General features: G+C 38.3%; 21 protein-coding genes. 15 read left to right on the forward strand and 6 right to left on the reverse strand.

Annotation, left to right across the window (positions count from 1 at the left end; genetic code table 11):
- Window positions 1-159 precede the first annotated feature (159 nt).
- Window positions 160-1,458, reverse strand: a complete 1,299-nt coding sequence (locus tag IE222_RS22195) for an MFS transporter (RefSeq protein ID WP_191276566.1) — start codon at window positions 1,456-1,458, stop codon at window positions 160-162.
- Between the two features lie 203 nt (window positions 1,459-1,661).
- On the reverse strand, window positions 1,662-3,167 hold the full coding sequence (locus IE222_RS22200; RefSeq protein WP_191276567.1) for an MFS transporter: 1,506 nt from the start codon (window positions 3,165-3,167) through the stop codon (window positions 1,662-1,664).
- Window positions 3,168-3,431: 264 nt separating this feature from the next.
- Between IE222_RS22200 and IE222_RS22205 the strand changes: the two genes are divergently transcribed.
- The 3 genes from IE222_RS22205 to IE222_RS22215 are packed head-to-tail and all read left to right on the forward strand — an operon-like array spanning window position 3,432 to window position 5,656.
- On the forward strand, window positions 3,432-4,769 hold the full coding sequence (locus IE222_RS22205) for a TrkH family potassium uptake protein (RefSeq protein ID WP_191276568.1): 1,338 nt from the start codon (window positions 3,432-3,434) through the stop codon (window positions 4,767-4,769).
- A 24-nt stretch (window positions 4,770-4,793) separates the two neighbouring features.
- Window positions 4,794-5,447: a potassium channel family protein gene (locus tag IE222_RS22210; RefSeq protein ID WP_191276569.1), complete on the forward strand. Its 654-nt coding sequence runs from the start codon at window positions 4,794-4,796 to the stop codon at window positions 5,445-5,447.
- Window positions 5,448-5,494: 47 nt separating this feature from the next.
- Window positions 5,495-5,656 (forward strand): hypothetical protein, encoded by a 162-nt coding sequence (locus IE222_RS22215; RefSeq protein WP_191276570.1) that lies wholly within the window; start codon window positions 5,495-5,497, stop codon window positions 5,654-5,656.
- A 26-nt stretch (window positions 5,657-5,682) separates the two neighbouring features.
- Here IE222_RS22215 and IE222_RS22220 read toward each other — a convergent pair whose 3' ends face one another.
- On the reverse strand, window positions 5,683-5,862 hold the full coding sequence (locus tag IE222_RS22220) for an H-type small acid-soluble spore protein (protein ID WP_191276571.1): 180 nt from the start codon (window positions 5,860-5,862) through the stop codon (window positions 5,683-5,685).
- Between the two features lie 517 nt (window positions 5,863-6,379).
- Between IE222_RS22220 and ltaS the strand changes: the two genes are divergently transcribed.
- Both ltaS and IE222_RS22230 read left to right on the forward strand, forming a co-directional pair.
- Window positions 6,380-8,341, forward strand: a complete 1,962-nt coding sequence (gene ltaS / locus IE222_RS22225) for a lipoteichoic acid synthase (RefSeq protein ID WP_191276572.1) — start codon at window positions 6,380-6,382, stop codon at window positions 8,339-8,341.
- 103 nt (window positions 8,342-8,444) lie between these two features.
- Entirely contained in the window at window positions 8,445-9,338 is an 894-nt protein-coding gene (locus IE222_RS22230; RefSeq protein WP_191276573.1) for a thermonuclease family protein, read from the forward strand.
- Between the two features lie 145 nt (window positions 9,339-9,483).
- Here IE222_RS22230 and IE222_RS22235 read toward each other — a convergent pair whose 3' ends face one another.
- Window positions 9,484-9,579: a YjcZ family sporulation protein gene (locus tag IE222_RS22235; RefSeq protein ID WP_191276574.1), complete on the reverse strand. Its 96-nt coding sequence runs from the start codon at window positions 9,577-9,579 to the stop codon at window positions 9,484-9,486.
- 362 nt (window positions 9,580-9,941) lie between these two features.
- Here IE222_RS22235 and IE222_RS22240 point away from each other — a divergent pair, with 362 nt between their 5' ends.
- Complete coding sequence (locus IE222_RS22240) at window positions 9,942-11,114, forward strand: cation:proton antiporter (RefSeq protein WP_191276575.1); 1,173 nt, start codon at window positions 9,942-9,944, stop codon at window positions 11,112-11,114.
- Window positions 11,115-11,156: 42 nt separating this feature from the next.
- On the opposite strand, the gene IE222_RS22245 is transcribed toward IE222_RS22240, so the two are convergent.
- On the reverse strand, window positions 11,157-12,626 hold the full coding sequence (locus IE222_RS22245) for a cbb3-type cytochrome c oxidase subunit I (RefSeq protein ID WP_191276576.1): 1,470 nt from the start codon (window positions 12,624-12,626) through the stop codon (window positions 11,157-11,159).
- Window positions 12,627-13,163 (reverse strand): cupredoxin domain-containing protein, encoded by a 537-nt coding sequence (locus tag IE222_RS22250; protein ID WP_191276577.1) that lies wholly within the window; start codon window positions 13,161-13,163, stop codon window positions 12,627-12,629.
- Window positions 13,164-13,406: 243 nt separating this feature from the next.
- Between IE222_RS22250 and IE222_RS26760 the strand changes: the two genes are divergently transcribed.
- From IE222_RS26760 to IE222_RS22290, 9 genes are all read left to right on the forward strand, one after another.
- Window positions 13,407-13,535: a hypothetical protein gene (locus IE222_RS26760; protein ID WP_275671492.1), complete on the forward strand. Its 129-nt coding sequence runs from the start codon at window positions 13,407-13,409 to the stop codon at window positions 13,533-13,535.
- Between the two features lie 231 nt (window positions 13,536-13,766).
- On the forward strand, window positions 13,767-14,771 hold the full coding sequence (locus IE222_RS22255; protein WP_191276578.1) for an ABC transporter substrate-binding protein: 1,005 nt from the start codon (window positions 13,767-13,769) through the stop codon (window positions 14,769-14,771).
- 130 nt (window positions 14,772-14,901) lie between these two features.
- Window positions 14,902-15,933: an ABC transporter permease gene (locus IE222_RS22260; RefSeq protein ID WP_191276579.1), complete on the forward strand. Its 1,032-nt coding sequence runs from the start codon at window positions 14,902-14,904 to the stop codon at window positions 15,931-15,933.
- Window positions 15,908-16,702 carry an ABC transporter ATP-binding protein gene (locus IE222_RS22265; protein WP_191276580.1) on the forward strand — a complete coding sequence of 265 codons (795 nt, stop codon included), beginning with the start codon at window positions 15,908-15,910 and terminating at the stop codon, window positions 16,700-16,702. Before IE222_RS22260 ends, IE222_RS22265 begins: the two co-directional genes overlap by 26 nt.
- Window positions 16,703-16,944: 242 nt before the next feature.
- Window positions 16,945-18,060 (forward strand): 4-hydroxyphenylpyruvate dioxygenase, encoded by a 1,116-nt coding sequence (gene hppD / locus IE222_RS22270; RefSeq protein WP_191276581.1) that lies wholly within the window; start codon window positions 16,945-16,947, stop codon window positions 18,058-18,060.
- 49 nt (window positions 18,061-18,109) lie between these two features.
- On the forward strand, window positions 18,110-19,036 hold the full coding sequence (locus IE222_RS22275; RefSeq protein WP_191276582.1) for a fumarylacetoacetate hydrolase family protein: 927 nt from the start codon (window positions 18,110-18,112) through the stop codon (window positions 19,034-19,036).
- Window positions 19,037-19,044: 8 nt separating this feature from the next.
- Window positions 19,045-20,208, forward strand: coding sequence for a homogentisate 1,2-dioxygenase (locus IE222_RS22280; RefSeq protein ID WP_191276583.1), 1,164 nt, complete (start codon window positions 19,045-19,047; stop codon window positions 20,206-20,208).
- Window positions 20,209-20,316: 108 nt separating this feature from the next.
- On the forward strand, window positions 20,317-20,931 hold the full coding sequence (locus tag IE222_RS22285; RefSeq protein WP_191276618.1) for an NUDIX hydrolase: 615 nt from the start codon (window positions 20,317-20,319) through the stop codon (window positions 20,929-20,931).
- A gap of 148 nt (window positions 20,932-21,079) precedes the next feature.
- Window positions 21,080-22,441 carry an aspartate kinase gene (locus tag IE222_RS22290; protein WP_191276584.1) on the forward strand — a complete coding sequence of 454 codons (1,362 nt, stop codon included), beginning with the start codon at window positions 21,080-21,082 and terminating at the stop codon, window positions 22,439-22,441.
- The last annotated feature ends 3 nt before the right edge of the window (window positions 22,442-22,444 follow it).

Raw genomic sequence — 22,444 nt, forward strand, 5'->3', positions numbered from 1 at the left:
GTGCCTGGAGCGGAAATCAACTGGCCTGTTAGCATGGACAATCTTTTAACAAATAATGGTATTATGTTCAGATAAAATAAAAAAATTGCCGAGAAAAATACCCTTTCTCGACAATCTGAGAAAACGCAGTTTGGACTGCGTTTTCTTTATGAACAATATTTAAGCCTGTTTAACAATAACCTTTGCTGCTGTTGATTTTCTTTGATAGTAATACCAGTTTAATGCGAAAGAGATTACATAGAATCCAATAAAGATATAGAAGGCACTTACTGGTGTACCCGTTGCTTTAACTGACCATCCAAAAAGTTTTGGGATTAAGAATGACCCATAGGCCGCAAATGCTGCTGAGAATCCAATGACTGGCGCTGCCTCTTTCGGTATGAAAATATTCGGTATCATTTGGAATGTTGAACCTGATCCAATTCCTGATGCTAAGAATAGCACCAAGAATGAGATTAAAAATCCAGCAAATTGCTGTGCATTTAAGAAGTAGATTACTCCTAACGCTCCAATCGTCATGACCACGAAAACATAGGCTGTTACTTTGGCGCCGCCAAACTTATCAGATATCCAGCCTCCAACTGGTCTTGCAGCCGCAGCCACTAAAGCACCCAGGAAAGCAAGAGAAATGTATTCCGGGAATTGCGATTTTAAAAGCAACGGAAATGCTGCAGAGTAACCAATAAATGAGCCAAAAGTTCCAATGTATAACGTAGTCATTATCCAAGTATGTTTCCGTTTTACAATGACAAATTGATCGGCAACGGATTGTTTTGCGCCAGGTACATTATCCATTTTGAATAATGCAAGCAATGTTACGATCACAATCGGAATGACCCAAACAAAGGCAGCGTTTTGCAGCCACAACTCCTGGCCGTTGGATAATACTTGCTTACCGCCAACTAAGGCAAAAGTTCCTGAGGTGATAACTAATGGTGTCACGAATTGTACAACAGATACTCCCATATTTCCTAAGCCGCCATTGATCCCAAGTGCGGTCCCTTTTTCTTTTTTAGGGAAAAAGAAGCTGATGTTTGCACTTGATGAAGAGAAGTTCCCTCCGCCTAAACCACAAAGTGCCGCTAAAATTAACATGACCGTGAACGGTGTATCCGGATTTTGCACAGCAAAACCAATTCCGATAGCAGGAATGGCAAGTATAGCGGTTGAAATGACTGTCCAGGTTTTTCCTCCCATTGTTCCTGCTGCAAACGTATAAACAAACCGAAGTGTTGCCCCCACAAGACCTGGAACGGCGGCTAATGTAAACAGCTGTTCTTCAGTATAGTGAAAGCCAATGTCGTTTAATCTGATAGCAACTACTGACCAAATCTGCCAAACAATAAACGCAAGCATTAATGATGGAACAGAGATCCACAAGTTTCGTTTAGCATGTTTCTTTCCTTCAGTGTTCCAGAATTTTTCGTCTTCTGGATTCCAATACGTTATTCGGGCCATTTTTTTCTCCCCCTATTGTATGTTTAATTTTTTATTCGAAAGTTATTGGTGTTTATGATGCTAATATAAACCACATGGCAACATGAAATTTGTGACGTACGTCACAAAAATAGTGAAGGAACTGTGAACAAAGGGGGTTTGACGAAAAGTTGTCATAAATAAAAGAAAGAGACCTCCGTAAAATGAAGGTCTCCTTGATTGTCCTATTGTCTTTTTTGTTTTTCATTGTCCTCTTTAAATAAACCAACATAATGCTTGGTCTCTCCTGCATCATCCTTAATAGCAGTGATGGTGATCCATTCTTTATAAATCTCATTATTCTTCCGTTTGTTCCAAATGGCACCTTCCCAGTATCCCTCTTTCTTAAGTTGCTCCCACATTGCTTTATAAAATTGGTTGTCGTGTTCACCGGATTGAAGAACACTTGGAGTTTTCCCAATTACTTCTTCTTGTGAAAACCCAGTAATCCTCGTGAAGGCTGGATTTACTTTTTGAATAATGCCGCCCGAATCAGTCAAGAGAATACCTTCTCCTGCGTGGTTCACAATTTTGGATGAAACCTCAAGTTTATCTTGATAATAAAGCCAAACTACCAAAACCAATGTAGCTAAAGAAAACTCTGACAGCGACATGAATCCAATAGCATAATGTCCGGTCCAATTAAAGAGAATTGTTAAGATGATTGGCGGGAAGAAGCCGCCTAGGCCGCCCATTGCAGCAACAATCCCGTTCACAATCCCAGCCTGTTTGGAAAAATATAAAGGAACCAGTTTGAAAATTGCACCATTCCCGATTCCGGCAAAGAAAGCCACTAATAAGCAGCCAAAAGAGTAAATTGGCAGTGAAGGTGTAAACGATAATAAAAATCCGGCAAAGGTCAGGCTGAAAAATACTGCCATTAAGATTAAAAACGGATTGATCTTATCTCCAAGCCAGCCCCCTACAGGTCTAAAGATTGTCGCAAGGGCAATGAATCCGGCTGTTCGAAGGCCCGCATCCACCTTACTTAAGTCAAAATGATTTACTAAAAAGGATGGTAAATAGATGGTGAAAGCAACAAAAGAACCAAATGTGATAAAGTAACATAAGCTTAAAAACCATAATTTAGGGTTACGATAAACCTGTTTGAAACTAATTAAAAATGAATTGTTTACTTTATGCTCATTACGGTCACCAAGAAGGAAGTTGATGACAACAAATATCAAAACAATCACTAAGAAAATTAAAATAGTCGTTCTCCATCCATAAGCACTTGCCAAAACTGGAGCTGAGAACGAAGTGATCGCGGTACCAATATTCCCCGCTCCATAGATCCCATTAATAAAACCATGTCTTTCTTTTGGATAATACTTTGGCAATGAAGTAACACCTATAGAAAAGACTGCCCCGCCAATACCAAGCATAAAGCCGCCCAAAATTAACATAAAAAATGAATTGGCATAGCTAATAATAGCAATTGGAATAACTAAAATAATAAAACTAACAGTAAATAAGATTCTAGCACCATAACGGTTGGCCCAGAAACCAATCGGAATTCTAAGCAAAGAGCCAAGAATTACAGGTACTGCTGTTGCCCAAGAGATTTGTGTCGCTGACAGGGGAATATCTTCCTTTATAAAAGTCATCAATGAAGATATTAATACCCAGACCATAAAACCTACGACAAGGCTGCTTGTTTGAACAAAAAGCTGTCTTGATCCTTGTTTCATTTTAATCCCCCTTCATTTCATTCCTTCATTAATATTTCCTTACCATTTTCAAATATTACCAAACATTTTTCGTAGATGGGAAAATTTCTCTGTGTATTATAGAACAAGTTTCTATAATAAACTGTGAGGTTTGGCACATTTTAAAAATTTGATTATCTCTATACAAATGGTTTTACCCTAAAATAAGAAAATAAAATAATAATTACGTGCTTTGGATAAGGTAAAATATAGGTCCAAACGACAAAGGAAGTAAGGAAGGTCATTATGCGAAAGAAAAAATTCTATCTCGATCCGCCTAAAATACTTGTTATCGGCTTCGCACTTATTATTCTGATCGGGACTCTTCTTCTGACCCTTCCTATTTCGACAACAGATGGAGAGGGTCTGTCATTTTTAAATGCATTATTTACTGCAACCTCGGCTACTTGTGTAACCGGATTGGTTGTAGTTGATACAGGAACAACATTTACCCTTTTTGGCCAAATAGTCATTATATCCATGATACAGGTTGGAGGCTTAGGGTTTATGACGGTTGCAACACTCTTTGCCTTTTTATTAGGTAAAAGAATTTCTTTAAAAGAACGTATTTTGCTTCAGGAATCCTTAAATAACATTTCCATGGATGGAGTCGTCAGGCTTGCAAAGCGGATATTAATTTTTACTGCAGTTATTGAAGGAGCAGGAGCAGTCTTGTTATCCATTCGTTTTTCCTTGGATATGCCGCTTAGAAGAGCAATATATTATGGCATTTTCCATTCTATTTCTAATTTTAATAATGCCGGTTTTGATCTAATGGGCGAATTTCATAGTCTAACCAGTTATGTGTCAGACCCTATAGTCACCTTAACGGTATGTATGTTAATTACATTGGGTGGTATTGGGTTTATTGTTATGAATGAATTGTACGAATATCGTCGCTCTAAAAAATTATCTTTACATACAAAAATCGTCCTTATGACAAGTTTATTTCTTGTAGTTATAGGAACAATCGGGATTTTCTTTTTAGAATTAACGAATGCTAAAACGTTAAAACCGCTTTCGCTATCAGGAAAAGTTTTAGGGTCTTTATTTCAGTCGGTTACAGCTCGAACAGCAGGGGCTAATACACTTAGTATTGGCGACTTAACTCAAACCTCCTTATTTTTAATCATATTTCTTATGTTTATTGGTGCTTCACCAGGTTCCACAGGCGGTGGGATTAAAACAACGACTTTTACGACTTTGATTGGAGCAGTATGGTCGCAAATCCGTGGGAAGGAGGATGTTATTTTTTATCGGCAGCGAATTGTTTATGAAACTATTTATAAGGCATTGACCGTGACCTTCAGCGGTCTTTCAATAGTTACAATAGTAACACTTGTGTTGACGATTACTGAACATGGAAAGGATTTTCTTATGATCTTATTTGAAGCAATATCCGCATTTGCAACAGTAGGTCTCTCAATGGGTTTAACGCCAGATTTATCTCCAATAGGAAGGGCAATCATTATTTTTACAATGTTTGCCGGGAGGGTTGGACCATTGACGGTTGCATTTGCTGTAACAATGCGTAGAAAACCTGATGCATTCCGATATCCAAAAGGCAAAATCATGATAGGCTAGTTTTTACATAAAGGAGGTACTTAAATGGCTAATCAATATGCAGTAATTGGATTAGGCAGATTTGGTATTAATATTGCCAACAAATTGTTTGAATCAGGTCAGGATGTACTGGGAATAGATGTGAATGAAGAACGGGTAGACGAAGCCCAATCTTATGTAACCCACGCTGTCATAGCAGATTCGACAGATGCTGAGGCCATGAAAACAATCGGAATCCGAAATTTCGACACAGTTATTGTAGCAATCGGCAATGACATCCAAGCAAGTATTTTGAGTGTCTTGCTGCTAAAAGAGATGGGTGTTCCAAAGGTAATTGCTAAGGCGCTAAATAAACTTCATGGTCAGGTGCTAGAAAAAGTTGGTGCGGATTGGGTCGTGTATCCTGAACGCGATATGGGTATTCGAGTCGCACACCAGCTCTTATCACCGAATGTATTAAATTTTATTGAAATTTCAAAAGATTATAGTGTGGAGGAAGTTAAGATTCCAAACTCTATGATTGATAAAACATTAAGGGAAATTGACTTAAGAGCTAAATTTAACATTAGTGTCATTGCAATTCGACATAATCATGATATCCATATTACTCCATCTCCCGATAAACTGCTTGATAAAGGAGATGTTCTTGTTGTGATTGGAAAAAATAGGGATCTTGAACGATTTGCAAATTTGGATTAAATAAAATCAAAAAGATAGGATAAATTATGAATAAGGAGGGTGAAGTAATGCCTAGAGGAAAAGAATTAGAACAATTGCCGATGTCAAATACCTTGCCAGGGGCAGGGAAGGATGCTGGTAAATTTAATCGAGAGATCCTCGGTTCGATTGTGCAGAATGCTGAGCCTCAGCCGAATGAGATTGAAAGAGAGAATGAAGACATGGTATAGGCAGGAGCTACTCCTGCCTTTAATCATTATTCCTCGATCAATTCATTAATTTCTACGATAGTCCGTTCTTCAAGCGGCCCACGTAAATGAACAGTAGCAGTTCTGCCGTCATCATTTAATTTGTCAATCCAAACGGATGTACCATTATATTTGACCTCAATATCCGCAGAAGAAGACAAAATTTGTTTAACTCGATTTGTATCCATCTAATCACTCCTTGAAAAATTAATCATTTTAGTCTGTGTAAACAAGCTATTTTACATACGTCTTTGGTAAAATGAAACCGTTTCCTTCTATTATTATAGAGTTTCCTTCGAAGAATTATTAATTGGATAAATAAGTCTAAAATCATATTGCATACCCAATACTCTCATTATATGATGATTAGAAATAATTCTTAGCCTGCTACAGCGAGTTTACACGGTCATTAAAAAAAAAATGAAACCAATCATCATTTATTTCGTCTTATATAATGGAGAAATAAAAATAGTCATGTCCAACCAATAGCAATCATACAAATTAAATGGATATAGGGATAAAAAAGAAAAGTATATTTGGATCTTTGGAGAAAATGTCGAAAATAGTTAAAAAATGGGGAAAGATTTAGCGGGATTTAAACATTAATTGGTATGATTTATGTTTTTCATTTTAAAGAAAATATGATATAGTAATTGATGTTCGTTTACCGAAGCTTAATTTGGTAAGTGAGAGGAGAATTTCAAAATGAATAAAGCAACACTAACTAAAAAACTAAATAATAGTCATATTACATTTCTTGCAATAGCCGTTATATTATTCTGGATTAAAACATATGCGGCATATCGAATTGAATTTAATCTTGGTATTGATAATAATCTGCAGAAATTTTTACTGTTTATTAATCCTTTAAGCTCAGCACTTTTCTTTTTTGGGCTGGCATTATTATTTAAAAAGCGTACGAAGCTTGTCATGATTATCACAAACTTCATTTTATCCTTTTTATTGTACGCAAATATTGCTTACTATCGTTTTTTTAATGATTTCATCACAGTTCCAGTTTTAATGCAGACTAAGACAAACGCAGGTCAGTTAGGGGATAGTGCGCTGTCATTAATGTCGCCATGGGACATTTTTTACTTTGCAGATTTCTTTATTTTGATTGCATTAGCATTAACAGTTTTCAAACATGTGACGGTAACGAACAGAAAATCATTTAAAATTGTTCTGTTATTTTCAATAACAACTTTTTTATTTAACCTTGGTTTAGCTGAAAAAGACCGCCCACAACTATTAACGCGTTCTTTTGATAGAAATTACTTAGTAAAGTATCTTGGGGCATATAACTTTACCATATATGATGTAATACAAAACGTTAAATCATCCAGTCAGCGTGCACTTGCTGATTCAAGTGATATTACAGATGTAGAGAACTATCGTAAAGCCAATTATGCAGCACCTAACCCTAAGTATTTTGGCAAAGCAAAAGGAATGAACGTAATTTATGTTTCAATGGAGTCCTTACAAAGCTTCATGATCGATTATAAGATGCCGGATGGTCAAGAAGTTACTCCATTCCTAAATTCGTTAACACATGATAAAAATACATTCTATTTTAAGAATTTCTACCATCAAACAGGGCAGGGGAAAACATCTGATGCCGAGTTTTTAATGGAGAACTCTCTATATCCAATGGCACAGGGGGCTGTTTTTGTTAACAAAGCGCAAAACACCTACCAAGCTATGCCTGCGATATTAAAAGGTCAAGGATATACTTCGGCAGTATTCCATGGAAACTATAAAACATTCTGGAATCGAAACGTAATTTACAAAGCTTTCGGCTATGATCAGTTTTTTGATGCTGAATACTATAACATGACGGAAGAAAATACAAAGAACTATGGCTTAAAGGATAAACCGTTCTTTAAAGAGTCAATGCCAATGCTCACAAGCCTGAAGCAGCCTTTCTACACGAAGTTCATTACATTATCGAACCATTTCCCATTTGCAATGGATCCTGGAGATACAGATTTTCCTGCAGGTGATTATGGCGATACGGTTGTTAACCAATATTTCCAATCTGCCCATTATATGGACCAAGCATTGGAACAATTCTTTAATGACTTAAAAACATCCGGATTATATGATAATACTATCGTCGTCCTTTATGGTGACCACTATGGTATTTCCGAAAACCATAATGATGCCATGGCACAAGTACTAGGAGTCGATGAAATTACACCTGCGATTAGTGCGAAATTGCAGCGGGTACCGCTATATATTCATGTACCGGGGGTTAAAGGTGGTATTCAATCACAAGTAGGCGGGGAAGTTGACGTTCGTCCAACAGTGCTTCATCTACTTGGTATTGATACGAAGGATTACTTGGAATTTGGTTCTGATCTCTTATCTAAACAGCATCGCAATTGGGCATTATTCCGAAATGGTGATTTTGTTTCTGCAGATATGATTCAAGTAAAAGATAAATGTTATTCTGCAAATACTGATGAACTTTTGGAAGACTCTGAAGCATGTAAGGATATTTCTGACAGTGTCAATACAGAGATGCAGATGTCAGATGAAGTGGTTTATAAAGACCTCCTTCGGTTCTATAAACCAGAAGGGTATACACCAATAAACCCAAATGACTACGATTATCTTGGACCAAATGCTAAAAAGGGAACAGAGACAATTGAAAATAATCAATAAAAAAAGAGAGAAGACGTGTCTTCTCTCTTTTTTTATTTCAGATTATCTTTAAGTTTTGTTACAATAGTGGATATATTATTAATAACAAAAGAGGTTTTTTTCTATGCGGAATAAATTACAATTTTCCATTTTGTTTTTTGTTTTCATTCTGGGAGTTATTATTACTGGATGTACGAGTACTGACCCGGCTTCAAATAACACAAATAAAGATGTCTCCAATCATGCAGCACCTCCTGTTGAGCAAAAAACTGTTGGACCTAAAGATTCACTAAATAGTGAACATTCTACAAATGTTTCAGAAACTGATAAAAGACTAATCCCGGCTGTCATCGTGAAAAATATAGACGGTGATACTGTTGAAGTAAAAATCAATAATAGGGTTGAAAAGCTTAGAATGCTGTGTGTAGATACACCGGAAACCCATCATCCCCGTTTAGGCGTTCAACCATTTGGGCCAGAGGCGTCAGAATACACTAAAAAAATCCTTTCAGTAGGAGAAAAGGTGGAAATTGAACCCGGGATTGGAGATGGCCGTGATAAATACGGCCGCCTACTGGGTTATATTTACATTGATGGAAAAATGTTTAATAAAATGCTTCTTGAGAAAGGGCTGGCCCGAATTGCTTATGTTTATGCTCCCAATACTAAATATGTAGATGAATTTTATGCGGTTCAGAAAGAAGCTCAGAAAAAAGGTGTGGGCATTTGGTCAATTGAAAATTATGCTCAGGAGGATGGCTATCATTCCTCCACAGTAAATAGTGATCAACAATCGCCGAGCCGTTCAAACAATAAAAGTGAAGGCAGTTTTCAAAATAACCCTGGTGACGATCAAGAAAATAATTTGGCGTGCAAAGGGAAAATTAAAGGGAATGCCAATTCTCATATTTACCATGTTCCGGGCGGAAGTTACTATGAATCTGCCAAGGATAATATTGTATGGTTTTGTTCTGAAAAGGATGCTCAAGATGCTGGATACCGAAAATCCAAACGATAATACTAATCTGTTAGAAAAATAGTTAGCTGCACAATAAAAGACTGGGCAAATTGCCCAGCCTTTATTGATTGTAAGGGGGGACCAGGAATATCCTATCTCCGTTGCCAACTAATTCAGGATGGCAGCAGGTTTCATTTCCTGTAATTTAGTAGAAACCTCCGTAGGAACTACCAACAATGATTAATAGGATAAACAGAACAACAATCAATACAAAGCTCATGTTTCCACCACCGTAGCTCATTTAACTACACCTCCTTTTATTTTCTAATACAAATTATGTAAAAACATCTTCGATGGTTTGGACGAACTCCCTGAAAAGGAAAGTTTTTTAAAAAAAGGCTATTCAAATATAATAATCGCTAGTAAAGTGCTAGAAAATACAGATATTACAGAATTATTATGAAATTTGCGAAATATATTGATAAATATGTTTAGTTCTGTTATTATAGTAGTAACTTAAATTTAATAAAAATTTTTTAGGAGGAGTCTGTCACCAAGGGGTATCTATGCCCTTGGTAGACAGGCTTTTTGTGTTTTTTGGAAAAAGGGCCTGTAATCGTTTACAGGCCCTTTTTATTAATTTAGAGAAGGAAAGGTGATTGGATGGAATTATTATTACAGCTGGCTATTATTCTAGTAGCCTCAAAAATCGCGGGAGACATAAGTGTTAGATTAGGACAGCCTTCTGTATTGGGGAAATTGTTAATAGGAATTTTATTAGGACCTGCCGTTTTAGGAATTATTACTGAAACCACGACATTGGAACAAATAAGCCAAATTGGAGTTATTTTGTTAATGTTTATTGCCGGTCTTGAGACAGATTTAAACGAATTTAAGAGGTCCGGGAAGGCAGCGACCTATGTCGGCTTAAATGGGATAATCGTACCATTATTAGTTGGTTATGGTACGGGAATTGTAATGAACATGTCGACAGTTGAGTCATTATTTTTAGGATTATTGCTTTCAGCTACTAGTGTAAGTATCTCAGTTCAAGCTCTTAAAGAATTAAATAAAATGCAATCGAAGGAAGGTTCGACCATTTTAGGTGCAGCTGTTATTGATGATGTTGTCGTCATCATTGCCTTAGCATTTTTAATGAGTATGGCCGGTGGTGATGTAAACTTAAGCATGGTCATCGTTAAAAAGGTACTTTTCTTTGGCGGCGCGTTTTTTGTAGCATGGAAGGTTGTTCCATGGTTCTTAAAGAGATTTGTTTCTTTAAAGGTGACAGAAACGGTCATCACAGCAGCTTTGATTATTTGCTTTCTATTCGCTTATGCCGCAGAAATAACAGGTGTGGCGGCGATTATTGGAGCTTACATTGCCGGTATTGCCATAAGTTTAACAGATTATAAGAATGAAGTATTTGAAAAGGTAGAAACAATCGGCTTTTCTATATTCATCCCAGTATTTTTTACTTCGATTGGTGTGAAAGCTAGTTTTGATGGAATAGGGCAGCATTTGGGCTTCATGGTGATCTTAAGTATTATTGCAATCTTAACAAAATTAGTAGGAGCTGCCATTGGTGCAAAAATGGCACGCTTTTCTTGGAATAGCTCGCTGGCTATTGGAGCTGCAATGGTATCACGTGGGGAAGTAGCCTTGATTTTGGCCACTATTGGTTTAGAAACAAAATTAATTACACAGGAACTATTCTCCATATTAGTTGTAGTCGTTCTAGTTACGACTATCGTCACTCCGCCAATGATGAAATACTTCTTTAAGAAGGGAGAAAATCAAAAGTTGATTAAGAACCAATTAAGAAAACAAGCCTAGAAATGAATACAATCCAGCCTGACTTAGGCTGGATTGTTTTTCTTATGATGCAGTTTTATAGGATTTTTTTTGCTGGGGTTGCCGCCCAATATTTCTTAATCCAATTATATACCGAGTAGTAAAAATTATAGCAGCGGCAATGACAAAAATTCCGCATATGACACCAGCTTGGTCTGAACTTGTCCATTCAGGTAAATGTTCTGCCCACCGGCGTGGTACGCTGATTTTGCCAGCATACAAGAATGATCCTGCTAAGCCGGTGAAAAAAAGAAAATAAGTGGCAATTGCAAGCTTATCAAACCCATTTTGTTTTTGTGTGCCTTCGGATTTATTAAAATAGTACATAAAACCGAAAATCATCGCAACCACACCCATTCCCATGTATGTATGGAAGTGTCCCGGCACCCATTTGGTATTATGCATAACATGGTTAACAACAATTGTGGCGTCAATAATTGCCGGTACTGCACCTGCCACCCAGCCGAACATGGCTAAAAACATCATACTGGAGGCAAAGTCCCATTTTACAGCTGAACGGAAAACAATCATTAGGGCCCCATATGCTGTTACAACCATTACAGGAAGACCGTTTGCATATGAAAATATTTGGCCGATAATCAACATCCATTGCGGCACGGCAAAGTCCATTAATAAGTGGTGTGTATAAATCATTAGTGTAAACAGAGTTGAACAGTTCCATGCTATTAGGAAAGCTTTATTAGACTTCCAAGGGCGACCTGTGTACTCTGATAGAATTTCATAAACGGCAATAACAGCCATATAAATGGTGCAATTGGCAAAAATATGGCCAAAGGCATATGTCAAATGTTTGGCAAGCATTGGGTCAAAAGTGATATGAGGATTCAATATATTTATAATTGACTCCACTAATGCTGTTGCCCCTGCAATGATACCAACAGAATTTGCAATAATAACCATTGTAGAAGCTACAACTGCAGCAGGGGGCCCATAACCTTTCTTTCCCCTAAAAATATAATCCCAGCCAAGTGATTTACCTAAGCTGCCATATTCTTTTACAAATCTTACAGCGATATAAAAATACATGATTAGGTAGCCGACACCTAAAATTAACAAGCCAAATAAGAATAGCAGGGCTCCTGTTGAGCCATATATTTTCGCTGATGCTGAAGGAAGTGGATAGAGGAATGTCCAGCCATCCGAAAACTTAAATACAAATATTGCTACCAGCACCATAACAACGCCTATTAATGAAAGAAATAGATTTGTAAAGTAGATCTTTGGATTCAAATGAATATATTTGGTTAAAAAATACCACATGATGGCGCTTCCGCCTAAGGCAGCAATTCCAACCATACCCGTTCCATGGATGGTCATCACTTGGTAAAATAATTGCGGTGAAATTTTAACTACATTTCCTTGATTCAAAAGCATTATAACACCGAAAATCATCATTAATACCAGCACTATAGAGGTAATAGTTAAGGCAATAGCAACGGCTTTTTTATTGAGACTACGAGCTTTTGCTTCCATTTATTTACCTCCTTTCGGTTTTACAACGATATCTTTGATCATCAGATGATGTCCGGTACTGCAATATTCCAAGCACATAATTTTATAAGTTCCCGGCTTATCAAACGTTACTGTAAGAGCATTAGTATATTCTGGCATAGTCTGAGTTTGGCTAATAAGCTCTAAGTCAGGGTCATATAAGCCAAATCCGTGGGTAACATCCTTGCTTGTAACGCGAAACTCTACTGGCTCCCCAACCGAAAAATTTTCGTCACTTAAATCCCAAGCAAACTGATACCCTGTAACATCAACAACTTTTGCATTAGATTCTGCTTTCGCATGCTGTGCGTGGTATGGCAGCCTGCTCAACGTTAAGCTTGAGGCAAACCCCATAACGGCAATTAAAGCAAGAAAATAAAATTTACGAATTTTGTAGCCTTTTTCTTGAATAGGTCCATACTCTCTTAATTTTCTCGACTCCCCATAAACAAAAGAAAATGCAAGTGCGATGAGGAAAACGAAAAAAAGTGTAGCGTACCAGGCAATTAATTGGTACATTCTATTCCCTCCCATTATTGAAATAGCCAAACAAGAAGTCCCCCAACTGCTTGTTTGTTTCACTAATCATTGTAAACGGCAATTTGTGAAAAAATAGTGAACTAAATCATACCTTCCTAGTGAAATCAAATACGTTCAAATATTTTTCATTGACTTTTTTAGAAACAACCCCCATGTTCCTGCGTATTATTACGAAGAATATAGTAAAAGAAAAAAGTTTATTTCACTCGGGAGGTTAGATAAATGGGAACAAAGGTTATTGATATTGACACATTACTAGAGGCAACGTTAGATCTAACAACTGAGAATAGCGCTTTTATGATGAAACAGGTAGAGATTGATAAATTGCTTGATAACACTCAAGATTGGTAATTGCAAAATAAGTTTCCCCCATTCATAGTTTAATATAATTTTATTGGCCTTCTGTACTTTCGGAAGGCTTTTTTGTATTTGTAATAAAGCCCTATGTGACTAAAATGCTTTAAAGCGAAAAAATATTTTTCCTAATTCTATTGCTTTTGGCCTAAAAAAATACTAGAATAGTTTTTAATATATGAATTTTTAGAATACTTTTTTTGACAATTTAAGGGGGACTTTTAAACAATGAAAAAAACAGTAAAAGGGCTTTCAATTGCCTTAGCAGGAATGCTGCTTCTAGCAGGATGCGGCAGTAAAGAGTCAGCAGGAGAGGCGAAACAGGGAGGAACTGATAAGGAAAAAACATTTAAAGTTGGAATTTCGCAGTTTGCCCCGCACCCATCATTAGATGCAGCAACAGAGGGCTTTCAAAAAGCATTAGAAGACAAGGGAATTAAAGTGGAATTTGATGTACAAAATGCACAGGCAGACCAAAATAATACACAAACCATCGCGAAAAACTTTGTCGGGGACAAAGTGGACTTGATCTTTGCAAATGCGACTCCAAGTGCCATTGCTGCACTTAATGCGACTAAAGATATTCCAGTTATCTTTACATCTGTAACCGACCCGGTAGGTGCAGGATTGGTTGAGGCGTTTGATAAACCTGGTAAAAACATTACAGGAACGACAGATAATCATCCGGAAGCTACAAAGAAAACAATCAGCTTTATTACGGACGAAGTAAAAGCAAAAAATATCGGCGTTATCTATAATGCCGGTGAACAAAATTCTGTTGTTCAAGTTGATGAGGTAAAGAAATTAGCACAAGATAAGGGAGCTAAGCTTGTTGAAGTATCTGTTGCCAATACATCAGAGGTGAAACAGGCTGCTGAGTCACTTGTTGGGCGCGTTGATGCTTTTTATATCCCAACAGATAATACAGTTGTAACGGCGCTTGATGCTGTAATTGCAGTTGCGAACAACAAAAAGATTCCGTTATTTGTCGGTGAGCTTGACTCTATGAAAAAAGGTGCAGTTGCAGCGAGCGGATTTAGCTATTATGACCTTGGCTATCAGTCCGGGGAAATGGCTGCAGAAATCTTAAGCGGCAATAAAAAGGCGTCTGACATTCCAGTTGAGCTGCCAAAAAGCTTGAAGCTTGTTATTAATAAGAAAGCAGCGGAAGCCCAAGGGTTAACGGTAAAAGAGGAATGGAAAAGCCTTGGTGAGTTCTACGACGGAAAATAATTAACTAAATGCTTGGCGGGAGTCAATCTAGAATAAGATTGACTCCTTGACTGATTAGAGATTAATAGTTTATTTGAAATTGTAAATCTTTATCGCTTAGGCCTAAAGACTAAAAGAAAGGATGATCTTATTGTTTACGGCAATTTTTGGATCATTTGAAGCGGGTATCATCTATGCGATTATGGCTCTGGGCGTCTATCTTTCCTTTCGTATTCTAGATTTTCCCGATTTAACGGTAGACGGCAGCTTTGTAACTGGAGGCGCGATTGCAGCCGTAATGATTATGGGTGGTGTTAATCCCTATTTAGCTACAGTAGTGGCACTGTTGGCTGGATTTTTAGCCGGATGTATGACAGGCATCCTGCATACCTTTGGTAAAATCAATAATTTATTATCAGGTATTTTAATGATGATTGCCCTATATTCGATTAACCTCAGAATTATGGGGCGCCCCAATATCTCCATGTTAAATACTGACACTGCTTTTTCAAAGCTTGAGGCGGTATTTGAAAAAATCGGTATAGATGCGTTTTTGAATAATTTACTGACAATTGTCGGCTTAGGTGATAGTCTCCCTGAGACATGGGGCGTTCTCATTATGATGTTAATCGTGACTTTTGGGATTAAATTCCTGACCGATTGGTTTTTACAAACGGAAATTGGCCTTGCTATTCGAGCAACGGGGAATAATAAGCGAATGATTCGCAGCTTTTCAGCTAATACGAACCTTTTGACCATTTTAGGACTTGGAATTTCCAATGCCTTAGTTGCCTTTTCTGGTGCATTGATTGCCCAGCAGGGGGGATTTGCTGATGTCGGCATGGGTATTGGGATGATTATTATTGGTCTTGCCTCGGTGATTATTGGTGAAGCTCTATTTGGCACAAAGACGATTGTCAGAACAACGCTGGCTGTAATTGGCGGATCAATTATATATCGTATTGTTGTGTCAATGGCTCTCCGGTTTGATTTCCTAGACCCAGGAGATATGAAACTCATAACAGCTATTATCGTCATAACTGCCCTTACGATGCCGAAAGTATTGGAGCACTCTAAAGAAAAGAAACGCAAAGCCCGTAGAAAAGCAGAAATGTTAAACATCTTGGCGACTTCTGTCAAGGGGAAGGGGGAAAATCATGCTGCAATTAAATCAGATTCATAAGATATTTAATGAAGGCTCTCCGGATGAGAAAATTGCTATCGATCAAATTAACCTTTCCCTTAAAGCTGGAGACTTTGTTACCATAATAGGCAGTAACGGTGCCGGAAAATCAACGTTGATGAACATTATCTCAGGCGGGTTATTCCCGGATGTTGGGGAAGTATATATCGATGGTAATAATGTCACCAATATGACCGAATATAAGCGTTCAAAAATGATTGGACGGGTCTTTCAGGATCCAATGGCAGGTACCGCTCCCAGTATGACAATTGAAGAGAATCTCGCGATGGCCTATTCCCGGAATAAGACCCGGACCTTAAGAAGGGGTGTAACGAATAAAAGGCGGGAATACTTTCGAGAAGTGCTGGAAACCCTTCATCTAGGATTAGAAAACCGCCTTAGTGCTAAAGTAGGTTTGTTATCAGGCGGGGAGCGTCAGGCCCTTTCCCTATTGATGGCAACCTTTACCGAGCCGTCTATTTTACTCCTTGATGAGCATACAGCTGCTCTTGATCCTTCCAGGGCAGAACTAATCACAAACATTACCAAGGAGATTGTCGATCGCTATAAGCTGACAACCTTAATGGTTACACATAATATGCAGCAGGCAATTGACCTTGGAAACCGTCTCATCATGATGGATAAAGGTCAGATTATTCTTGAGGTAAATGAAGAACAGAAGAAGCATCTAACAATTGAAGGCCTATTGGAGGAATTTAAACGAATCCGCGGCACACAAATGGCAAGTGACCGGGCTATTCTATCGTAAAAAATTTTTAATAACGAAGTAGTCTATAATATTTTACCAAAAAACATAATTACAAGGTTAATAGGAGAAACATCCATTATTGATGGGTGTTTCTTTTGTTTTTTCTCGCAATTTATTATATGAAAAGAATTTTTCTTTATTACCTGAAAGCGGCACAGCTTTCCCCCCTGTTCTTGAGAGAATATGGAATTTTACTTTAAAATTAATTCGAATATTTCAATTTTTTATAGGGAGGTCTTAAAATGTCAGAAAAAAGAGCTGTTGCCGAAAATCAGATAGAGGATTTTTTCCCGGTAAGGGATGTCGATTATATTGAAATTTATACAGGAAATGCCAAGCAGGCTTGTCATTATTTTTGTACCGCCTTTGGGTTTCAGCCGATTGCTTATTCTGGTTTGGAAACAGGAAATCGTGAAACCGTTTCTTACGTTGTTAGGCAGGAGAAGATCCGCTTAGTGCTAACAGGTTCTTATACAGAAGGCAGCAGGGCAGCCCAATTTGTGAAAAAACATGGTGACGGCGTCAAGGACGTTGCCCTCCTCGTTGACGATATGGATAAAGCATTTTCAGAAGCGGTTGAAAGAGGGGCGATTGTCATTTCTGCACCTTTTGTGCTGAAGGATGAATATGGCTCAGTAAAAAAGGCCGTTCTTGGTACATATGGTGACACCATCCATACGTTAATTGAACGGAAAAGTTACCAAGGGGCGTTTTTGCCTGGATTCAAACCATATACGGCTTATTTACCGGTAGAGGATGCCGGTTTAATTGGATTTGACCATGTCGTAGGAAATGTGGAGCGTATGGAGGAATGGGTCGAATATTATTCAAAGGTCATGGGATTTAAAGAAATGAAACATTTCACTGATAAGGATATTACTACTGAATATTCGGCTTTAATGTCTAAAGTTATGCATAATGGCGGACGTATAAAATTTCCAATCAATGAACCGGCAGAGGGTAAGCGGAAATCGCAAATACAAGAATATCTTGAATTTTACAATGGACCGGGCGTTCAGCATTTGGCGATTTTAACAGAAGATATTGTTTCCACTGTTTCTACATTAAAAAAGAATGGTGTTGAATTCCTTTCTACACCAAATGCCTATTATGATTCATTAGCTGAACGTATTGGTAAGATTGATGAAAAAATTGAAAAGTTAAAAGAATTAAATATCTTGGTTGACCGCGACGACGAAGGGTATCTGTTGCAAATCTTCACAAAACCAATTGTTGACCGGCCTACATTGTTTATCGAGATAATTCAGCGTAAAGGAGCACGCGGCTTTGGCGAAGGAAACTTTAAAGCATTATTCGAGTCAATTGAGCGGGAACAAGAGAAACGCGGAAATCTTTAAAAATATACTTTAATTGGAATGTTAGCATAAAAGAAGGCAGGTAAAGCCTATGAAGTTTGTAACCTTTGAAAAGGTAGATGGGACCACTAGAACTGGTATTGTCATAGATAGCTGCAATGTCATCGACCTATACGAAGTATCTAGCGGCAGGATCCCCGAAACATTAATCGATTTTCTCGATTCTTGTCAAGAAAATCTCGAAAGAGTTAAAGCACTATTCCCATTATCCCATGAGCGGGATGGTGTTTATCCTTTAAATGAAATTAGGTTAAAGACACCGCTTCCTGCTCCGAGGAGCTTTCGAGATTTTTATGCCTTTGAACAGCATGTGAAAACGGCGAGAGAGAATCGAGGCCTTAAAATGATCCCCGAGTGGTATGAGATCCCAGTATTCTATTTTTCCAATCATTTGGCGATTAAGGGGCCGGGAGAGGAGATAGAAATGCCAAAGGAGTGCGCGTGTCTTGATTTTGAACTGGAAATCGCTTGTATTATCGGTAAAAAAGGGAGAAATATTAAAGCTGGAGATGCAGAGGATCATATTTTTGGATATTGTATACTGAATGATTGGAGTGCAAGAGATCTCCAAAGAATGGAAATGAAGGTTGGTTTAGGACCTGCCAAGGGAAAGGATTTTGCTACTTCAATCGGCCCCTGGATTGTCACGAAGGACGAACTGGAGCCGCTGAAAATGGGAAAAGGGTTTGATATGAAAATGAAAGCAAGAGTGAACGGCATACAAATATCAGAAGGGAATATGAAGGATATTTACTATTCATTTGGTGAAATGATTGAGAGAGCATCGGCTGATGTCACTCTATATCCTGGGGAAATGATTGGTTCAGGAACAGTCGGCACAGGATGTATTCTTGAACTTGGCCAAGGGCTGCACCGCTGGCTTGAACCAGGAGATCAAATCGATTTGGAAATAAATGGACTGGGAGTTTTGTCAAATAGAATTATAAGTGGAAAGTAGGTGAGAGCATGTTTTACCAAAGGCTGGGGAAAATTCCGCATAAACGCCATACGATGTTTAAAAAGGAAGATGGGACTTTGTACCGGGAGCAAGTGATGGGAACAAGAGGCTTTTCCGGAACACAATCAATATTGTATCACCACTATATGCCTACTGAAGTAATTAAAGCAGACCAAGATGAAAATTATTTACCAGAATATGAACGGGCTGGGTCACTTAAGCACCGTCACTTTTTTACAGAGAGAATTGTAAAAAAGGGAGATGCGGTTAATGCACGAGAATATATTTTGGGGAATCAAGACGTATTAATAGGTACAATGAACGTTACAGAACCAATGGAGGGCTTTTACCGCAACGGCGATGGGGATGAGCTGCTCTTTATCCATTATGGCTCTGGCAGACTTGAAACAATGTTTGGAACAATTTCCTTCAGCCCAGGAGATTATTTAATTATCCCAATCGGTACCATTTATCGGGTAGTCCCTGATTCGAATGCCCGTTTAAAAATTCTATTTTTGGAGTCGTTTAGTCAGATAACAACCCCAAGGCGATATCGTAATGAGTATGGACAGCTCTTAGAGCACAGTCCCTTCTGTGAACGTGATATTCGCGGTCCAGAGATACTCAAGACTTTTGACAGCAAGGGAGAGTATCAGGTTCTTACTAAATCCAGGGGAGCGCTTCACAAACATATTCTTGGGCATCATCCATTTGATGTTGTTGGCTGGGATGGATATTTATATCCTTGGGCCTTTAATATTAACGATTTCGAACCAATAACCGGGAGAATTCATCAGCCGCCTCCGGTTCATCAAACCTTTGAAGGTAATAATTTTGTAGTGTGTTCATTTGTACCAAGGCTTTATGATTATCATCCAGAAGCGATTCCCGCACCATATTACCATAGTAATGTAAATAGCGATGAATTGCTTTATTATGTAGCAGGGAATTTTATGAGCCGCAACGGTATTCAGGAGGGGTCTATTACACTTCATCCCAGCGGTATCCCGCATGGTCCGCATCCGGGAAAGACAGAGGCAAGCATTGGGAAGAAGGAAACGCTTGAGCTTGCGGTAATGGTTGATACGTTTCATCCATTGAAAGTGGTAAAAAGTGCTGCACAGTATGAGGACAAAGGGTATATGAATTCTTGGATCGAAAATAGGCAATAAATTTTTGCACAATCCGGCGGAACAGCTGGGTTGTTTTTTTCTATCGAATCAGTTGAAAACATGATAAGGTAAAGGTGGATAAATATTGTTTACATGAGAGGTGTACATATGGAACTGGAAGCGATTTTGTCAAAGCTAAAAAAACATACGCCATCCATCTTAGGCAGCAGTGAATATTCCAAATATGCTGTCATGGTGCCGCTTATTCAAAAGGAAGATGGAATCCATGTGTTATTTGAGGTCCGTTCGCTTCAATTAAGACGTCAGCCGGGAGAAATTTGTTTTCCCGGGGGGAAGATTGATCTCGATGATATTGACGAGAAAGCTGCAGCAATTCGTGAGACGAAAGAGGAATTGGGAGTAGATTCTAGTGATATATCTGGGGTGCTTCCGCTGGATTTTATGGTCTCTCCTTTTGGAATGCTCATCTATCCGTTTGTTGGATACGTCAGCCAACCTGAAAAGATAAAATGTAATCCAGTTGAGGTAAGTGAGGTTTTCACCGTACCTTTATCCTTTTTTATGAGCCATGAACCGGAAATACACTATGTGAAATTTAAAGTTATTCCTGAACAAAACTTTCCCTATGACCTTATCGTTGGCGGCAAAAACTACAATTGGCGTACCAGAGAAGTAGAAGAATATTTTTATGTTTACGAAGACAAAGCCATTTGGGGCATGACGGCAAGAATACTAGCCCATTTTATTGAACTTCTCCATTAGGGTGTCAGGCACCATGTGAAAAATTCACATGGTGCCCTTTTGTCCACTGTAAAAATACAAATGTCCATATACGGTGGAAAAAAAGACTTGATTATTTTCTAAATTGTAATAAAATTAAATTTATATTTTTGATTTAGGAGATGTAATCATGAAGGTAGTTAAGTTTGGTGGCTCGTCTTTAGCATCTGGGAAACAGTTGGAAAAGGTGTTTGATATTGTGATTTCTGATCCTGAGCGGAAGGTTGTTGTCGTTTCTGCTCCAGGTAAGCGATATTCGGAAGATACAAAAGTAACTGATTTGTTAATAGAGTGTGCTGAAAAGTGCTTGAAGAAGGAAGATCCTAAAGAGCAGGTCAATGCATTAATTGATCGGTATGCAGCGATTGCTGATGAACTTTCCCTGCCAGAGGGTCTTATCAATGAAATTAAGAAAGATTTAACTAGCAGGATCAATGCTGACAAAAGTAAACCAGATCGTTTTATGGACCTGCTAAAAGCAGCTGGCGAAGATAATAATGCGAAATTAGTTGCCGCCTTTTTTCGTGAAAAAGGGGTAGAGGCTTCTTATATTGATCCTAAAGAAGCCGGACTATTTGTAACTGCTGAGCCTGGGAATGCTCAGGTGCTCCCAGAAAGCTATGAGCAGCTTTTTGATCTTCATGAACGCCCAGGAATTCTTGTTTTCCCTGGCTTCTTCGGATATAGCAAGGAAGGGGAGGTATATACCTTCTCCCGGAGCGGCTCAGATATTACCGGTTCCATCCTTGCTAATGCACTTAAAGCTGATTTATACGAAAACTTTACCGATGTTGATGCGGTTTATGCAGTAAATCCCAGCTTGATTGATAGACCTAAAGAAATCAAGGAATTAACTTTTCGGGAAATGCGCGAGCTATCCTATGCCGGTTTTTCCGTACTGCATGACGAAGCACTTGTTCCAGCATTTCGTGCGGGTATTCCGGTCCATATTAAAAATACAAACAATCCCCAGGCGCATGGAACAAGAATTGTAGCTGAACGGGATAATACTAATGGTCCAGTGATTGGCGTTGCCAGTGACGAAGGGTTTTGCAGTATTTATGTAAGTAAATACTTAATGAACAGGGAGATTGGTTTTGGCCGGAAACTGTTAAGCATTTTAGAAGACTTAGGATTATCCTATGAACATACGCCGTCAGGCATCGATGATTTATCTGTTATTTTAAGAGAAAATCAGCTGAATGCTAAAAAAGAAGCGGAAATTCTACATCGTATTAAAACGGAATTGCATGCGGATGAAGTGAAAATTAAGCATAGCCTGGCCCTTATCATGGTGGTAGGCGAGGGGATGCGTCATAATATCGGAACAATGGCAAGAGCTTCGAAAGCATTAGCAAAGGCAAATGTTAATATTGATATGATAAACCAAGGTTCATCAGAAGTCAGTATGATGTTTGGCGTGAAACAAGTAGATGAAGTAAGAGCTGTAAAAGCGATATACGATGAGTTTTTCGCGGCTGTACCAGTTTAGTTA

The organism is Neobacillus kokaensis (genome assembly GCF_014656545.1).
Taxonomy (GTDB): domain Bacteria; phylum Bacillota; class Bacilli; order Bacillales; family Cytobacillaceae; genus Neobacillus; species Neobacillus kokaensis.

What these genes read in the sequence shown, in the direction of transcription:
- IE222_RS22195 (WP_191276566.1), bottom strand. Translation starts at nt 1,458, where the DNA reads ATGGCCCGAATAACGTATTGGAATCCAGAAGACGAAAAATTCTGGAAC.
- IE222_RS22200 (WP_191276567.1), bottom strand. Translation starts at nt 3,167, where the DNA reads ATGAAACAAGGATCAAGACAGCTTTTTGTTCAAACAAGCAGCCTTGTC.
- IE222_RS22205 (WP_191276568.1), top strand. Translation starts at nt 3,432, where the DNA reads ATGCGAAAGAAAAAATTCTATCTCGATCCGCCTAAAATACTTGTTATC.
- IE222_RS22210 (WP_191276569.1), top strand. Translation starts at nt 4,794, where the DNA reads ATGGCTAATCAATATGCAGTAATTGGATTAGGCAGATTTGGTATTAAT.
- IE222_RS22215 (WP_191276570.1), top strand. Translation starts at nt 5,495, where the DNA reads ATGCCTAGAGGAAAAGAATTAGAACAATTGCCGATGTCAAATACCTTG.
- IE222_RS22220 (WP_191276571.1), bottom strand. Translation starts at nt 5,862, where the DNA reads ATGGATACAAATCGAGTTAAACAAATTTTGTCTTCTTCTGCGGATATT.
- ltaS (WP_191276572.1), top strand. Translation starts at nt 6,380, where the DNA reads ATGAATAAAGCAACACTAACTAAAAAACTAAATAATAGTCATATTACA.
- IE222_RS22230 (WP_191276573.1), top strand. Translation starts at nt 8,445, where the DNA reads ATGCGGAATAAATTACAATTTTCCATTTTGTTTTTTGTTTTCATTCTG.
- IE222_RS22235 (WP_191276574.1), bottom strand. Translation starts at nt 9,579, where the DNA reads ATGAGCTACGGTGGTGGAAACATGAGCTTTGTATTGATTGTTGTTCTG.
- IE222_RS22240 (WP_191276575.1), top strand. Translation starts at nt 9,942, where the DNA reads ATGGAATTATTATTACAGCTGGCTATTATTCTAGTAGCCTCAAAAATC.
- IE222_RS22245 (WP_191276576.1), bottom strand. Translation starts at nt 12,626, where the DNA reads ATGGAAGCAAAAGCTCGTAGTCTCAATAAAAAAGCCGTTGCTATTGCC.
- IE222_RS22250 (WP_191276577.1), bottom strand. Translation starts at nt 13,163, where the DNA reads ATGTACCAATTAATTGCCTGGTACGCTACACTTTTTTTCGTTTTCCTC.
- IE222_RS26760 (WP_275671492.1), top strand. Translation starts at nt 13,407, where the DNA reads ATGGGAACAAAGGTTATTGATATTGACACATTACTAGAGGCAACGTTA.
- IE222_RS22255 (WP_191276578.1), top strand. Translation starts at nt 13,767, where the DNA reads ATGAAAAAAACAGTAAAAGGGCTTTCAATTGCCTTAGCAGGAATGCTG.
- IE222_RS22265 (WP_191276580.1), top strand. Translation starts at nt 15,908, where the DNA reads ATGCTGCAATTAAATCAGATTCATAAGATATTTAATGAAGGCTCTCCG.
- hppD (WP_191276581.1), top strand. Translation starts at nt 16,945, where the DNA reads ATGTCAGAAAAAAGAGCTGTTGCCGAAAATCAGATAGAGGATTTTTTC.
- IE222_RS22275 (WP_191276582.1), top strand. Translation starts at nt 18,110, where the DNA reads ATGAAGTTTGTAACCTTTGAAAAGGTAGATGGGACCACTAGAACTGGT.
- IE222_RS22280 (WP_191276583.1), top strand. Translation starts at nt 19,045, where the DNA reads ATGTTTTACCAAAGGCTGGGGAAAATTCCGCATAAACGCCATACGATG.
- IE222_RS22285 (WP_191276618.1), top strand. Translation starts at nt 20,317, where the DNA reads ATGGAACTGGAAGCGATTTTGTCAAAGCTAAAAAAACATACGCCATCC.
- IE222_RS22290 (WP_191276584.1), top strand. Translation starts at nt 21,080, where the DNA reads ATGAAGGTAGTTAAGTTTGGTGGCTCGTCTTTAGCATCTGGGAAACAG.